The organism is Pseudomonas sp. ChxA (genome assembly GCF_030263855.1).
GTDB lineage: Bacteria > Pseudomonadota > Gammaproteobacteria > Pseudomonadales > Pseudomonadaceae > Aquipseudomonas > Aquipseudomonas fluorescens_CB.
The window spans coordinates 1,611,228-1,625,658 of sequence record NZ_JARPMK010000002.1; the positions used below are offsets into that span (position 1 = coordinate 1,611,228).

Genomic DNA, 14,431 nt, shown 5'->3' on the forward strand with positions numbered 1-14,431 from the left:
TCAACCGACCTTCAGTTCGTGGCCATTATCGCTGGAGGGCCATACGACTTCGATTTGAGGCAACGAGCTCTTCATTGAAAGCCGTTCCGCTGCCAGCTCCAAGAGGATGTTTTTGTGCCAAACCAGATGCATGAACATGGCCTTGGTGTCGGTGTAGGGGATGAACAATGCGCCCGCTATATGGCGCAACACACGGTCAAGTGGCCATGGATACTCACGCACACGAGTGATCTCCTCTAGAAACGACTCGATCAGTGGACGTTGTTGAAGATGTCGTTGGAGGGTCGCTGATTTACGTAACCAGTCAAGGTTCTGGATCAGAGTGGCAGGGAGGTCTTTCTCGGTAACGATGTTCCAGTCCACCCCTTGACCGGACCAATAGGCTCGTTCGATCTCAAACTTTTCCAGGGTGCGTTCAAGTCCTTTGTCTGCCTTAAGCGACTCGGTGTATTTGAGCGTACGAGCCGCTAAGCGCGTGCTTCCATCTGGCTGCTTGATGGTCAGCAGAAAATCCGTCGTCATCACGAAAGGCACTTTGGTGCCTGGATAAACGGGATAGAGAATATTCAAAGCATGGGCAATCGACTGAACCGCCGATTGCGGAAGGATGGGAAATTGCTCCCGAATATCCACCACCTCAGAGGAAAACTCGGCTACGAGCAAATACCCGTATTCAAGATCAGACAGTAGGTGATGAAGCCGATCAACCTTTACTCCATGAACCTTGCGCGACCGACCATGTGATGGAACGTCTTGCACACGCAACCACGGCAAATAGAGCTCGTGACTTCCTTGCCCAAAGCCTTTTTCGATATGCCGATCAATATCGGACTGCGTCTTGAAGCTACGACCACGCAAGCCAACCTCCCATGCCTTCTGCGGCCTCCACATATCCTCAAAAATGGAATGTGCACAAAAAGTCCTAGGAAAATATCAGCGCTGTGAATAAGTCTAAGTCCTGTAACAGACTACGCCTCTAGCAAGATCACAACCCAAAATCGGACATACGGTGGAGGACATAAAAAAGAAAAAGCCCCTGAAATCAGGGGCTTTAGGCATTGTGTCAAAATATCTTGTCTGGTGTCAGAATATTTTGTCTAGTGTCAAAATATTTTGTCAAAAACCATGAGCGCTCTCCAGGCAGGTGGCCTATTACTCCACCGTCACCGACTTCGCCAGGTTACGCGGCTGGTCAACGTCAGTGCCCTTGAGCACGGCAACGTAATACGACAGCAGCTGCAACGGGATGGTGTAGAGGATCGGCGACAGGGTGTCGTGGATGTGCGGCATGTTGATGACGTGAGTACCTTCACCGTTGGTCATGCCAGCTTTTTCGTCGGCGAACACGATGAGTTGGCCACCACGGGCACGCACTTCCTGCAGGTTGGATTTGAGCTTTTCCAGCAGTTCGTTGTTCGGCGCGACGGTGACCACCGGCATGTCGTCATCCACCAGGGCCAGCGGGCCGTGTTTGAGCTCGCCGGCCGGGTAGGCTTCGGCGTGGATGTACGAGATTTCCTTGAGCTTGAGCGAGCCTTCCATCGCTACCGGGTATTGCGCGCCACGGCCGAGGAACAGGGTGTGGTTCTTGTCGGCGAACAGTTCGGCGACTTTTTCCACGGTGCTGTCCATGGCCAGGGCTTCGCCCAGGCGGGTCGGCAGGCGGCGCAGTTCTTCGACCAATGTGGCTTCGACGCCTTCGGCGAGGGTGCCGCGCACCTGGCCCAGGGACAGGGTCAGCAGCAACAGGCCAACAAGTTGGGTGGTAAAGGCTTTGGTGGAGGCCACGCCGATTTCGCGACCGGCCTGGGTCAGCAGGGTCAGGTCGGACTCGCGCACCAGCGAGCTGATGCTGACGTTGCAGATCGCCAAGCTGCCGAGGAAGCCGAGTTCTTTAGCATTACGCAGCGCGGCCAGGGTGTCGGCGGTTTCGCCGGACTGGGAGATGGTCACGAACAGGGTGTCGGGCTGCACCACCACCTTGCGGTAGCGGAACTCACTGGCGACTTCGACCTGGCACGGGATGCCGGCCAGTTCTTCGAGCCAGTAACGCGCAACCATACCGGCGTGGTAGCTGGTGCCGCAGGCGACGATCTGCACATTGCGCACTTTGGCGAACAGTTCGGCGGCTTGTGGGCCGAAGGCGTTGACCAGCACTTGGTTCTGGCTCAGGCGGCCTTCCAGGGTGCGTTGCACCACAGACGGTTGCTCGTGGATTTCCTTGAGCATGAAATGGCGGAATTCGCCTTTATCAGCGGCCTCAGCACCATCACGGTATTGCACGGCTTCGCGCTCGACCGGCACGCCGTTGACGTCCCAGATCTGCACGCTTTCACGGCGAATGTCGGCGATGTCGCCTTCTTCCAGGTACATGAAGCGGTCAGTCACCTGGCGCAGGGCCAGTTGGTCGGAGGCGAGGAAGTTTTCGCCCAGGCCCAGGCCAATCACCAACGGGCTGCCACTGCGCGCAGCCACCACGCGGTCGGGTTGGCTGGCGCAGACCACGGCCAGGCCGTAGGCGCCGTGCAGTTCCTTGACGGTGGCCTTGAGGGCGACGGTCAGGTCGCCAAGGTCCTTGAGCTTGTGGTTGAGCAGGTGGGCGATGACTTCGGTGTCGGTGTCCGAGGTGAACACGTAGCCCAGACCCTTTAGCTGTTCGCGCAGTACTTCGTGGTTTTCGATGATGCCGTTGTGCACCACGGCCAGGTCACCGGAAAAGTGCGGGTGGGCGTTACGTTCGCACGGCGCACCGTGGGTAGCCCAACGAGTGTGGGCGATACCCAGACGACCCACCAGCGGCTCGCCGAGCAAAGCTTGTTCCAGCTCGCTGACTTTGCCTGGGCGGCGCATGCGCTCGAGCTTACCGGCGTTGGTAAATACGGCTACACCGGCGCTGTCATAGCCGCGGTATTCCAGACGCTTGAGGCCTTCAAGCAGGATGGCGGTGACGTTGCGTTCAGCGACTGCGCCTACAATTCCACACATGGTGTATCTCCTAGATGATTGCCGCGCATATCAGCGTAATGCCGCGGGCTTGGATCTGGTCGCGGGCCTCAAGCGGCAGGCGATCATCGGTAATAAGGGTATGGACGCTGCTCCAGGGCAGTTCCAGGTTGGGGATCTTGCGGCCGATCTTGTCGGATTCGACCATCACCACCACTTCACGGGCGACGTCGGCCATGACACGGCTCAGGCCCAGCAGTTCGTTGAAGGTGGTGGTGCCACGTTCCAGATCGATGCCGTCAGCACCGATAAACAACTGATCAAAATCGTAGGAACGCAGCACTTGTTCGGCGACTTGGCCCTGGAATGAATCCGAATGCGGGTCCCAGGTGCCGCCGGTCATCAACAGCACCGGCTCATGTTCCAGCTCGCTCAAAGCGCGGGCCACGTGCAGGGAGTTGGTCATCACCACCAGGCCGGGCTGGGGGCCCAGTTGGGGAATCATGGCGGCGGTGGTGCTGCCGCTGTCGATAATGATGCGCGCGTGTTCACGCAAGCGCATGACGGCCGCACGGGCGATGGCGCGCTTGTAGGCCGAGATCGGCTGGGCGGCGTCGCCGACCAGTTCCTGGGGCATGGTGATCGCGCCACCGTAGCGGCGCAGCAGCAGGCCATTGCTTTCGAGGGCGGCAAGGTCCTTGCGGATGGTCACTTCCGAGGTTTCGAAACGCTTGGCCAATTCGTCCACGCTGACTTCGCCCTGTTCATTGAGCAGGGTCAGAATGTTGTGGCGCCGTTGGGGTGTATTTCGTTTCGACATGGTGATGATAAGTTTCGTTTCGAAAGAAAACGAAGGCAATCAAAACCTATTGGCGAAAGATCGTCAAGCGGAAAGCTGCAAATTTTTACGCAGTTTTTTGCTAACACCACTAAACCCATGTGGGAGCTGGCTTGCCTGCGATAGCGGAGTGTCAGGCGACATTCATGTTGAATGCCAGACCGCTATCGCAGGCAAGCCAGCGCCCACAGGAGATAGCATTAGCCGATGGGGTTGTGGATAACTCAGGTCTTTTTGATTTTGACCGGGCGTTTCCAGCCGTCGATGTTGCGCTGGCGGGCGCGAGCCACAGCCAGTTGGGACTTATCCACATCCTGGTTGATGGTCGAGCCTGCCGCTGTGTTAGAACCATCACCGATGGTGACCGGCGCAATCAGCGAGTTATTGGATCCGATAAACACATCTTCACCAATGGTCGTCTGGTACTTGTTGGCGCCATCGTAGTTGCAGGTGATCGCACCGGCGCCGATGTTGCTGCGCGCACCGATCACTGCATCACCAAGGTAGGCCAAGTGACCGGCTTTGGCGTCATCGCCCATTTTCGCGTTTTTGAGTTCGACGAAATTGCCGACGTGCGCGCGGGCACCCAACACACTGCCGGGACGCAGGCGCGCAAACGGGCCGGCATCGCTGCCCTCGCCCATCACCGCACCGTCAAGATGGCTGTTGGCCTTGACCACCACGCCTTTGCGCAAGGTGCTGTCTTTGATCACGCAGTTCGGGCCAATCACCACGTCGTCTTCAATGATCACGCGGCCTTCAAGGATCACGTTGATATCGATCAGTACGTCGCGGCCAACCGTGACCTCACCACGCACATCGAAGCGCGCCGGATCACGCAGGGTTACGCCCTGGGCCATCAGGCGGCGGCCTTCGCGCAGTTGGTAGTGACGCTCCAGCTCGGCAAGCTGCTTGCGGTCGTTGGCGCCCTGCACTTCCATCGGGTCATGGGGCTGCTCGGTGGCAACCAGCAGGCCGTCACTGACGGCCATTTCAATGACGTCGGTGAGGTAGTACTCGCCCTGGGCGTTGTTGTTGGACAAGCGGCTCATCCAGTCAGCCAGCTTGTTGGCCGGCACCGCGAGAATGCCGGTGTTGCCCTCAGTGATAGCACGTTGGGCTTCGCTGGCATCTTTATGCTCGACGATGGCCGCGACCTTACCGTTGGCATCGCGCACGATACGGCCATAGCCGGTAGGGTCATCCAGCTCAACGGTGAGCAGCCCCATCTGGCCAGGTACTACGTGCTTGAGCAGGCGTTGCAGGGTTTCGACCTCGATCAGCGGTACGTCGCCATAGAGGATCAGCACGGTGTCGGCGCTGATGAACGGTACGGCTTGCGCCGTCGCGTGGCCGGTGCCCAGTTGTTTGTCCTGCAACACGAAATTCAAATCATCCGCCGCCAGGCGTTCACGCACCACGTCGGCGCCATGGCCGATCACCACGTGGATGCGTTGGGGGTCCAGCTGCCGGGCGCTGTGGATAACATGGCCAAGCATGGAATTGCCCGCGACCGGGTGCAGCACCTTGGGCAGGGCCGAACGCATGCGTGTGCCCTGGCCTGCGGCGAGAATGACGATTTCAAGAGACATGAATGGCTACCAATCCTGGGCGGTCCGACTTCAGACCTGAGAAGTGTTTTGCTGAAAAAGAAAAAGGGTAGCCGAGGCTACCCTTTTTAATCAATCGCGCTTGAAGCATTGCGGCTAGGCCGCTTACTTCTTGCGGATCTGCTGGAGCGTGCGCAGCTGAGCTGCAGCCTCGGCCAGACGTACAGCAGCAGCGCTGTAGTCGAAGTCCGCACCCTTTTCGTTCAGGGCCTTCTCGGCAGCCTTGACGGCTTCCTGAGCGGAGGCTTCATCCAGGTCGCCAGCACGTTGCACGGTGTCGGCAAGTACCTTGACCATGTTCGGCTGAACCTCGAGGAAACCGCCGGAGATGTAAAACACCTCACGTTCCCCGCCTTGCTTGGTCAGAGTGATCGGACCTGGCTTCAAGCTGGTGATCAACGGTGCGTGACCCATGGCGATACCAAGATCACCCAGATCGCCGTGTGCAATCACCATTTCTACCAGACCGGAGAAAATTTCCCCTTCCGCGCTGACGATATCGCAATGGACTGTCATAGCCATCTGATTGCCTCAACCTGATGAGCGCCCGTTTCCGGGCGCCGAGATTACAGTTTCTTGGCTTTCTCGATCGCTTCTTCGATGCCGCCGACCATGTAGAACGCTTGTTCTGGCAGGTGGTCGTAGTCACCGTTGAGGATGCCTTTGAAGCCAGCAATGGTGTCTTTCAGGGAAACGTATTTACCCGAAGCACCGGTGAAGACTTCAGCCACGAAGAACGGCTGCGACAAGAAGCGCTGGATCTTACGAGCACGGTTTACCAACTGCTTGTCGGCTTCCGACAGCTCGTCCATACCCAGGATCGCAATGATGTCCTTCAGTTCTTTGTAACGCTGCAGCACGTACTGAACGCCGCGAGCGGTGTCGTAGTGCTCCTGGCCGATCACGTTCGGGTCCAGCTGGCGCGAAGTCGAGTCGAGTGGATCGACTGCTGGGTAGATACCCAGGGAAGCGATGTCACGGGACAGAACGACGGTGGCGTCCAAGTGGGCGAAGGTGGTCGCAGGCGACGGGTCAGTCAAGTCATCCGCAGGTACGTATACCGCTTGGATCGAGGTGATCGAACCTTCTTTGGTCGAAGTGATACGTTCTTGCAGAACGCCCATCTCTTCAGCCAGGGTCGGCTGGTAACCTACTGCAGAAGGCATACGGCCCAGCAGTGCGGATACTTCAGTACCGGCCAAGGTGTAACGGTAGATGTTGTCGACGAACAGCAGAACGTCGTTACCTTCGTCACGGAACTTCTCGGCCATGGTCAGGCCAGTCAGTGCTACGCGCAGACGGTTACCCGGCGGCTCGTTCATCTGACCGTAAACCAGTGCCACTTTGTCCAGAACGTTGGAGTCCTTCATCTCGTGGTAGAAGTCGTTACCCTCACGAGTACGCTCACCCACACCGGCGAACACGGAATAACCGCTGTGCTCGATGGCGATGTTACGGATCAGTTCCATCATGTTTACGGTTTTGCCTACACCGGCACCACCGAACAGACCGACTTTACCGCCTTTGGCGAACGGGCAAACCAGGTCGATAACCTTGATACCGGTTTCGAGCAGATCGTTGCCGCCAGCTTGTTCGGCGAACGAAGGTGCTGGACGGTGAATGCCCCAGCGCTCTTCGGTGTCGATCGGGCCAGCTTCGTCAATCGGGTTGCCCAGTACGTCCATGATCCGGCCCAGGGTCGCTTTACCGACCGGTACGGAGATGGCAGCGCCAGTGTCAAGCACACCCAGACCACGTTTCAGGCCTTCGGTGGAACCCATTGCAATGGTCCGTACCACGCCGTCGCCCAGCTGCTGCTGAACTTCCAGAGTGGTGCCGGCATCGCTTTGTACTTTCAAAGCGTTGTAGATGCTCGGTACGCTGTCGCGTGGGAATTCCACGTCGATAACGGCGCCGATGATTTGAACGATACGTCCGCTACTCATAGCTGGATCCTCTGAATATTTGAACCGTTAAACCGCGGCAGCGCCGCCGACGATTTCCGAGATCTCTTGGGTGATCGCAGCCTGACGCGCCTTGTTGTAGATCAGCTGCAAATCGCTGATCAGATCACCGGCGTTATCGGTAGCGTTTTTCATCGCGATCATCCGCGCCGCTTGTTCAGCTGCGTTGTTCTCGACCACCGCCTGGTACACCTGCGACTCCACGTAGCGCACCATCAAGCCGTCAAGCAGCTCTTTGGCGTCTGGTTCGTAGAGGTAGTCCCAGTGGTGCTTGAGTTCCTGATCCGGAGTCGCCACCAGTGGAATCAATTGCTCCACGGTTGGCTGCTGGGTCATGGTGTTGATGAACTTGTTGGATACCACGGACAGGCGGTCAATCCGGCCCTCCAGGTACGCATCCAGCATCACCTTCACACTGCCGATCAAATCATTGATCGACGGCTCTTCACCCAGGTGGCTGATAGCTGCAACGACGTTACCGCCGAAGTTGCGGAAAAAGGCCGCCCCCTTGCTACCAACAACACACAGATCGATCTCGACGCCCTTTTCGCGGTTTACCGCCATGTCCTTGACCAGGGCCTTGAACAGGTTGGTATTCAGACCACCGCACAAACCACGGTCACTGCTCACAACCACATAACCCACACGCTTAACTTCGCGGTCGATCATGAACGGGTGGCGGTATTCCGGGTTGGCGTTAGCCAAATGCCCAATTACCTGGCGGATACGCTCCGCATAAGGACGGCTAGCAGACATGCGCATTTGTGCCTTGCGCATTTTGCTGACCGCCACTTTTTCCATGGCGCTGGTAATCTTTTGCGTGCTTTTGATGCTCGCAATCTTACTGCGAATCTCTTTTGCGCCTGCCATGTAACACCTATCAGGTTAGCAAGCGGGAGCCTTGCGGCCCCCGCTGCGGCTTACCAGGTTTGGGTGGCCTTGAACTTCTCGATACCGGCTTTCATGCCAGCGTCGATTTCGTCATTGAAGTCACCCTTCACGTTGATCTTGGCCAACAAGTCGGCGTGATCGCGGTTGAAGTAAGCAATCAGCGCTTGTTCGAAGCTGCCGACCTTGGTGATTTCGACGTCAGTCAGGAACCCACGCTCAGCGGCATACAGCGACAACGCCATGTCAGCGATCGACATTGGGGCGTATTGCTTCTGCTTCATCAGCTCGGTAACGCGCTGACCATGCTCAAGTTGCTTACGGGTCGCTTCGTCCAGGTCAGAAGCGAACTGGGCGAATGCCGCCAGTTCACGGTACTGAGCCAGAGCGGTACGGATACCACCGGAGAGCTTCTTGATGATCTTGGTCTGAGCGGCACCACCCACACGGGATACCGAAACACCGGCGTTCACAGCAGGACGGATCCCGGAGTTGAACATGGCCGATTCCAGGAAGATCTGACCGTCGGTGATGGAAATCACGTTGGTCGGAACGAACGCGGAAACGTCGCCAGCCTGGGTTTCGATGATCGGCAGTGCGGTCAGGGAACCGGTTTTGCCGGTCACTGCGCCGTTGGTGAACTTCTCTACGTACTCTTCCGAAACGCGGGATGCGCGCTCCAGCAGACGGGAGTGGAGATAGAACACGTCGCCTGGGTAAGCTTCACGGCCTGGTGGACGGCGCAGCAGCAGGGAAATCTGGCGGTAAGCCACTGCTTGCTTGGACAGATCGTCATAAACGATCAGCGCGTCTTCACCGCGGTCGCGGAAGAATTCACCCATGGTGCAACCGGAGTACGGTGCCAGGAATTGCAGCGCAGGAGATTCCGAAGCACTGGCAGCCACGATGATCGTGTTGGCCAGGGCGCCGTTTTCTTCCAGCTTGCGAACCACGTTGGCGATGGTCGATTGCTTCTGACCAATGGCTACGTAGACGCAGAAAATGCCGCTGTCTTTCTGGTTGATGATCGCGTCGATTGCCAGAGCGGTTTTACCGATCTGACGGTCACCGATGATCAGCTCACGCTGGCCACGGCCGACTGGGATCATGGCATCGACAGCCTTGTAGCCAGTCTGTACAGGCTGGTCTACCGACTTACGCCAGATCACGCCTGGAGCAACTTTCTCGACCGCATCGGTCTCGGTGTTGCCCAGTGGACCTTTACCGTCAACAGGGTTACCCAGTGCGTCGACTACGCGACCCAGCAGTTCCTTACCAACCGGAACTTCCAGGATGCGGCCTGTGCACTTGGCGCTCATGCCTTCGGCAAGAGACTGGTAAGCGCCCAATACAACGGCACCTACGGAGTCTTGCTCCAGGTTGAGGGCCATACCGTAGACGCCGCCCGGAAACTCGATCATCTCGCCGTACATTACGTCGGCCAGACCGTGAATCCGCACGATGCCGTCAGATACGCTGACGACAGTGCCTTCGTTACGGGCTTGGGAGGTCACATCGAGTTTGTCGATGCGGCCCTTGATAATTTCACTTATTTCGGAAGGATTGAGTTGCTGCATTGCTCTGCTGCCCCTTCAAACTCAAGATTTCAATGCTTCGGCAAGTTTCGCGATTTTGCCGCGAATCGAGCCATCGATAACCAGGTCGCCGGCACGGATAACAACACCACCAATCAGGGATGCGTCCTCCGAAGCTTGCAGGCGCACTTCCCGATTGAGTCGTGCACTGAGAACCTTGGCGAGTTTGTCTTGCTGTTCTTGGTTCAATGCAAAAGCACTGGTCACTTCAACGTCTACCGATTTCTCTGCTTCGGCCTTGTACAGGTCGAAAAGAGCGGCGATCTCCGGCAAAAGCGGGAGACGGTCGTTTTCGGCAACGACGTGAATGAAGTTCTGTACCTTCACATCAAACTTGTCGCCGCACACTTCAATAAAAGTGGCGGCCTTGTCTGCGCTCGTCAGTCGCGGGGCCTTGAGCACGCGCTGCATGGTGTCGTCTTGCGACACTGCTGCAGCCAGGCCGAGCATGGCTGACCAAGAGGCTAGCTGCTGGTGGGCCTGGGCGTGCTCGAAGGCTGCCTTAGCGTAAGGTCGGGCCAACGTGGTCAATTCTGCCATGATCGCCCTCGCTTAGATTTCAGCAGCCAGTTTGTTAACCAGCTCCGCGTGCGCGTTTTGATCGATTGTGGCACCCAGGATCTTCTCAGCACCGCCGACGGCCAGAGCACCCAGTTGGGCACGCAGCGCATCTTTGACACCGTTCAATTCCTGCTCGATCTCGGCCTGAGCCTGAACCTTCACACGGTCAGCGTCGATACGGGCTTTTTCAACAGCCTCTTCAACAATCTGATTACCGCGTTTCTTGGCTTGCTCAATGATTTCAGCTGCCTGTGCCTTAGCATCGCGCAGTTGATGGCCCGCTTTCTCTTGGGCCAACTCCAGGTCGCGAGCTGCACGGGTGGCAGCGTCCAGTCCATCCGCGATCTTCTTCTGACGTTCATGCAAAGCTGCGATGACCGGAGGCCATACGAACTTCATGCAGAAAACGACAAAAATCAAGAACGCTAAGGACTGACCAATAATGGTTGCATTAATGTTCACGCCAATACCTCGCTCGTTCGTTGCACAACACACCAATCACTCGAAAAAACGAGTGATTAACCGGCGAGTTGACCAACGAAGGGGTTCGCGAAGGTGAAGAACAGAGCGATACCAACACCGATCATGGTCACGGCGTCGAGCAGACCGGCAACGATGAACATTTTAACTTGCAGCATTGGAACCATTTCTGGCTGACGCGCTGCGCCTTCCAGGAACTTGCCGCCCAGCAGGCCGAAACCAATGGCAGTACCCAGGGCGCCCAGGCCGATCAACAGTGCAACAGCGATAGCGGTTAGACCAACTACAGTTTCCATCTTTCCTCCCGACTTTTACGTCGTATGGTTTAGGTTTTTTAGATTTTAAAGCGGTAAAACAAATCGTTTCATAGCCCTGGTGGGCCACCTTCCCGTTTCACCGGGAAGGACATCAGACTAGTCGAGACCGGTCTTAATGGTTCTCTTCGTGCGCCATCGACAGGTAGACGATGGTCAGCATCATGAAGATGAAGGCCTGCAGGGTGATGATCAGGATGTGGAACACAGCCCACGCCCACTGCAGAACAATGCCCAGGCCGCTAAGCCAGAGCAGACCACTGCCGAACATCACAGCGATCAGAATGAACACCAGTTCGCCGGCATACATGTTGCCGAACAGTCGCAGTGCCAGAGAGATTGGCTTGGCGATCAGGGTGACGAATTCCAGCAGGAAGTTCACCGGGATCAGCAGGGCTTGAACGAAAATGTTCTTGCTGCCGAACGGGTGCAGGGTCAGTTCGCCGATGAAGCCGCCGATGCCCTTGATCTTGATGCTGTAGAAAATGATCAACGCGAATACCGACAAGGCCATGCCCAGGGTAGCGTTAGGGTCAGTGGTCGATACGGCACGGAATGGAATATGCGGGTCGCCGCTGATCGCCATGGCGAGCTGAGGAATCCAGTCAACCGGGATCAGGTCGACGGCGTTCATCAGGAACACCCAGACGAAGATGGTCAGTGCCAGCGGTGCAATCACCGGGCTACGGCCATGGAAGCTGTCTTTCACGCTGCCATCGACGAATTCGACCAATACTTCAACGAAGTTTTGCAAAGCACCTGGCTGACCGGAAGTCGCCTTTTTTGCCGCCATGCGGAAAATCAGGACGAAAATCAGACCCAGTGCGACCGACCAGCCCAGAGTATCCAGGTGGAAAGCCCAGAAACCCATTTCTTTGGCTTCTGCTGCGGTGTGGGCGAAGCCCCAGCCGCCGTTGGGAAGCTGACCGAAGGTCAGGTTCTGCAAGTGGTGCTGGATATAGCCCGAAGCGGTTGTTTCTGCCATGGTTGCCTCAAACGCCCTAAGGTTTCGAAAGTCTTGTTTTCATTAGCAGGGGAGCGAACCAGCTGACCAGTTGGGTCAACACGAAGACGCCGAATACAGCCAGCGGCGCCAATGGCTTCACACCTGCAAAGGTCAGTGCAAACAGCACTGCCGTCAAAATCAGTTTCCCCGCCTCGCCGGCATAAAATGACCGGACGATAGCCTGGGCTGCTCGGGCGCCGGAAAACCGAAAGGCCCTGTGAGCAAAATACATATTGGGCAGCAAGGCTATCAGGCCTCCGCAGAGTCCTGAATATCCGGCTACGACTCCATGCCAGTACCAAAGCGCCAACGCGGCGATCAGTAGAATGACAAATTGAGCCAATAAAACCGGGAAAACGGCCAAGCGATGGAACGGCAACGTGTTTGGCGTGCGGGTTTCCATCACTCTTGCTCCTCAATGGTCGGCTGCCGAGAATCAATAACTTGGCATAATTTGTGCCGACAAAATGCGCGCAGAGTATAGGGGCGGTTCAGCCCCTATTCAACTGTCGGGTAGTGTTTTCCGATCGCGCGCTACATAAGCAAATGTTTCAGCGGATGTGGGCAAGGACGCCCTGGAGCTCGTCAAGCGAGTTATATCCGATAACCAATTGCCCTTTGCCCTTCTTGCCGTGGCGAATTTGTACCGCAGAGCCCAGCCGCTCGGCCAGGCGCTGCTCGAGGCGTGCGATATCCGGATCAGGTTTGGCTGTTTCGACCGGTGCAGGTTTGCCGCTCAGCCACTGGCGAACCAGCGCCTCAGTCTGACGCACCGTGAGCCCCCGTGCGACAACGTGTCGCGCCCCTTCAACCTGTTGATTTTCCGGCAAACCGAGCAAAGCACGGGCATGACCCATTTCCAGGTCACCGTGGGACAACATGGTCTTGATGACTTCCGGCAACGCGATCAGACGCAGCAAGTTGGATACGGTGACGCGGGATTTACCCACCGCATCGGCCACTTGTTGCTGGGTCAGCTGGAATTCCTGCTGCAAACGCTGCAACGCAATCGCTTCTTCGATCGGGTTGAGGTCTTCACGCTGGATGTTTTCGATCAACGCCATGGCGATGGCGGTTTCATCCGGTACATCGCGCACCATCGCCGGGATGGTTTCCTTGCCGGCCTGCTGGCTCGCGCGCCAGCGGCGTTCGCCGGCGATGATTTCAAAGCGACCGCCGCCAATCGGGCGCACCACAATCGGCTGCATCACGCCCTGGGCCTTGATCGAGTTGGCCAGTTCTTCCAGCGCCTGGGGGTCCATATCCCGGCGTGGCTGATATTTGCCGCGCTGGATCAAGTCCAGCGGCAGGTGTTGCAGCTCGCGCTCGTCGGCCTGCACCGCTTGTTCTTCAAGCGAAGTGACAGTCGGACCACTCAGCAGTGCATCCAGTCCACGTCCGAGACCTCGTTTCTTGACGGCCATGGGGATTCCTTAAGTTGGCTGGGCTGCAGCGGTGCGTGAGTTGCGGCGTTGACGGCGAACCATCTCGCCGGCCAGTGCCAGGTAGGCAATGGCACCACGCGATGATTTGTCGTACGCCAGCGCGGGCATGCCGTAGCTTGGCGCTTCGGCCAGGCGGATGTTGCGTGGGATCACCGTGTCGTAGAGCTGGTCGCCGAAGTGTTCCTTGAGCTGCGCCGACACATCGTTCATCAGGCTCAGGCGCGGGTCATACATGGTCCGCAGCAGGCCTTCGATTTGCAGGTTCGGGTTGAGCAACTCGGCAATACGCTTGATGTTATCCACAAGGTCACTCAGACCTTCCAGCGCGAAGTACTCGCACTGCATGGGGATAATCACCCCATCGGCGGCCACCAACGCGTTGAGCGTCAACATCGACAACGACGGTGGGCAGTCGATCAAAATGTAATCGTAATTCTCGCGGATCGGCGCCAAGGCGCTGCGCAGACGGCTTTCTTTCATCTGCATTTCGAGCAGCACTACTTCCGCCGCGGTTAAATCGCGGTTCGCCGGCAGCAGTTGATAACCACCGTGCTCGGAGTAGTGCATGGCCTGGGCCAGGTCACACTCGCCGATCAGCAAGTCGTAGACCGAATTTTCCAGGCCGTGTTTATCCACACCGCTACCCATGGTGGCGTTGCCCTGTGGATCGAGATCGATCAACAGCACCCGACGCTTGGTGGCGACCAGGGATGCTGCGAGGTTGATGCAGGTGGTGGTTTTGCCCACGCCACCTTTCTGGTTCGCTATCGCGAATACCTTAGCCATT

Annotated in this window: 15 protein-coding genes; all 15 read right to left on the reverse strand. The window is 57.3% G+C overall.

Features of this window, described 5'->3' with window-relative positions; translation table 11 throughout:
- The 15 genes from P5706_RS33180 to P5706_RS33250 all read right to left on the reverse strand — a co-directional run bounded on the left by P5706_RS33180 (position 1) and on the right by P5706_RS33250 (position 14,430).
- Entirely contained in the window at positions 1 to 858 is an 858-nt protein-coding gene (locus tag P5706_RS33180; RefSeq protein WP_233097205.1) for a TnsA endonuclease N-terminal domain-containing protein, read from the reverse strand.
- A 294-nt stretch (positions 859 to 1,152) separates the two neighbouring features.
- Positions 1,153 to 2,985: a glutamine--fructose-6-phosphate transaminase (isomerizing) gene (gene glmS, locus P5706_RS33185; RefSeq protein WP_138813208.1), complete on the reverse strand. Its 1,833-nt coding sequence runs from the start codon at positions 2,983 to 2,985 to the stop codon at positions 1,153 to 1,155.
- Between the two features lie 10 nt (positions 2,986 to 2,995).
- Entirely contained in the window at positions 2,996 to 3,763 is a 768-nt protein-coding gene (locus P5706_RS33190; RefSeq protein ID WP_138813207.1) for a DeoR/GlpR family DNA-binding transcription regulator, read from the reverse strand.
- Positions 3,764 to 4,005: 242 nt separating this feature from the next.
- Positions 4,006 to 5,373 carry a bifunctional UDP-N-acetylglucosamine diphosphorylase/glucosamine-1-phosphate N-acetyltransferase GlmU gene (gene glmU / locus P5706_RS33195; protein WP_285684732.1) on the reverse strand — a complete coding sequence of 456 codons (1,368 nt, stop codon included), beginning with the start codon at positions 5,371 to 5,373 and terminating at the stop codon, positions 4,006 to 4,008.
- 123 nt (positions 5,374 to 5,496) lie between these two features.
- Entirely contained in the window at positions 5,497 to 5,913 is a 417-nt protein-coding gene (locus P5706_RS33200; protein WP_017135117.1) for a F0F1 ATP synthase subunit epsilon, read from the reverse strand.
- Between the two features lie 44 nt (positions 5,914 to 5,957).
- Entirely contained in the window at positions 5,958 to 7,337 is a 1,380-nt protein-coding gene (gene atpD, locus P5706_RS33205; protein WP_056860940.1) for a F0F1 ATP synthase subunit beta, read from the reverse strand.
- Positions 7,338 to 7,364: 27 nt separating this feature from the next.
- Positions 7,365 to 8,225 carry a F0F1 ATP synthase subunit gamma gene (gene atpG, locus P5706_RS33210; RefSeq protein WP_285684736.1) on the reverse strand — a complete coding sequence of 287 codons (861 nt, stop codon included), beginning with the start codon at positions 8,223 to 8,225 and terminating at the stop codon, positions 7,365 to 7,367.
- Positions 8,226 to 8,275: 50 nt separating this feature from the next.
- Positions 8,276 to 9,820, reverse strand: coding sequence for a F0F1 ATP synthase subunit alpha (gene atpA, locus P5706_RS33215; RefSeq protein ID WP_056860941.1), 1,545 nt, complete (start codon positions 9,818 to 9,820; stop codon positions 8,276 to 8,278).
- Between the two features lie 21 nt (positions 9,821 to 9,841).
- Complete coding sequence (locus P5706_RS33220) at positions 9,842 to 10,378, reverse strand: F0F1 ATP synthase subunit delta (protein ID WP_015886646.1); 537 nt, start codon at positions 10,376 to 10,378, stop codon at positions 9,842 to 9,844.
- A 12-nt stretch (positions 10,379 to 10,390) separates the two neighbouring features.
- The gene (locus P5706_RS33225) at positions 10,391 to 10,861 is read right to left on the reverse strand and encodes a F0F1 ATP synthase subunit B (protein WP_083355998.1); all 471 of its coding nucleotides are present in this window, start codon (positions 10,859 to 10,861) and stop codon (positions 10,391 to 10,393) included.
- 56 nt (positions 10,862 to 10,917) lie between these two features.
- Positions 10,918 to 11,175, reverse strand: a complete 258-nt coding sequence (gene atpE / locus P5706_RS33230) for a F0F1 ATP synthase subunit C (protein ID WP_002555987.1) — start codon at positions 11,173 to 11,175, stop codon at positions 10,918 to 10,920.
- Between the two features lie 133 nt (positions 11,176 to 11,308).
- Positions 11,309 to 12,178: a F0F1 ATP synthase subunit A gene (gene atpB, locus P5706_RS33235; protein WP_017135123.1), complete on the reverse strand. Its 870-nt coding sequence runs from the start codon at positions 12,176 to 12,178 to the stop codon at positions 11,309 to 11,311.
- Between the two features lie 16 nt (positions 12,179 to 12,194).
- A complete protein-coding gene (locus P5706_RS33240; protein WP_010565865.1) occupies positions 12,195 to 12,602 on the reverse strand; it encodes a F0F1 ATP synthase subunit I in 408 nt (135 codons plus the stop codon).
- 148 nt (positions 12,603 to 12,750) lie between these two features.
- On the reverse strand, positions 12,751 to 13,623 hold the full coding sequence (locus P5706_RS33245; protein WP_056860943.1) for a ParB/RepB/Spo0J family partition protein: 873 nt from the start codon (positions 13,621 to 13,623) through the stop codon (positions 12,751 to 12,753).
- Between the two features lie 9 nt (positions 13,624 to 13,632).
- Complete coding sequence (locus tag P5706_RS33250) at positions 13,633 to 14,430, reverse strand: ParA family protein (protein ID WP_017477894.1); 798 nt, start codon at positions 14,428 to 14,430, stop codon at positions 13,633 to 13,635.
- Position 14,431 lies beyond the last annotated feature (1 nt).

Excerpts from the sequence above, each read along its gene's own strand:
- P5706_RS33200 (WP_017135117.1), bottom strand. The coding sequence starts at position 5,913 with ATGGCTATGACAGTCCATTGCGATATCGTCAGCGCGGAAGGGGAAATT.
- P5706_RS33240 (WP_010565865.1), bottom strand. The coding sequence starts at position 12,602 with ATGGAAACCCGCACGCCAAACACGTTGCCGTTCCATCGCTTGGCCGTT.
- atpB (WP_017135123.1), bottom strand. The coding sequence starts at position 12,178 with ATGGCAGAAACAACCGCTTCGGGCTATATCCAGCACCACTTGCAGAAC.
- P5706_RS33250 (WP_017477894.1), bottom strand. The coding sequence starts at position 14,430 with ATGGCTAAGGTATTCGCGATAGCGAACCAGAAAGGTGGCGTGGGCAAA.
- atpE (WP_002555987.1), bottom strand. The coding sequence starts at position 11,175 with ATGGAAACTGTAGTTGGTCTAACCGCTATCGCTGTTGCACTGTTGATC.
- P5706_RS33220 (WP_015886646.1), bottom strand. The coding sequence starts at position 10,378 with ATGGCAGAATTGACCACGTTGGCCCGACCTTACGCTAAGGCAGCCTTC.
- glmS (WP_138813208.1), bottom strand. The coding sequence starts at position 2,985 with ATGTGTGGAATTGTAGGCGCAGTCGCTGAACGCAACGTCACCGCCATC.
- atpA (WP_056860941.1), bottom strand. The coding sequence starts at position 9,820 with ATGCAGCAACTCAATCCTTCCGAAATAAGTGAAATTATCAAGGGCCGC.
- glmU (WP_285684732.1), bottom strand. The coding sequence starts at position 5,373 with ATGTCTCTTGAAATCGTCATTCTCGCCGCAGGCCAGGGCACACGCATG.
- atpG (WP_285684736.1), bottom strand. The coding sequence starts at position 8,225 with ATGGCAGGCGCAAAAGAGATTCGCAGTAAGATTGCGAGCATCAAAAGC.
- P5706_RS33245 (WP_056860943.1), bottom strand. The coding sequence starts at position 13,623 with ATGGCCGTCAAGAAACGAGGTCTCGGACGTGGACTGGATGCACTGCTG.
- atpD (WP_056860940.1), bottom strand. The coding sequence starts at position 7,337 with ATGAGTAGCGGACGTATCGTTCAAATCATCGGCGCCGTTATCGACGTG.
- P5706_RS33190 (WP_138813207.1), bottom strand. The coding sequence starts at position 3,763 with ATGTCGAAACGAAATACACCCCAACGGCGCCACAACATTCTGACCCTG.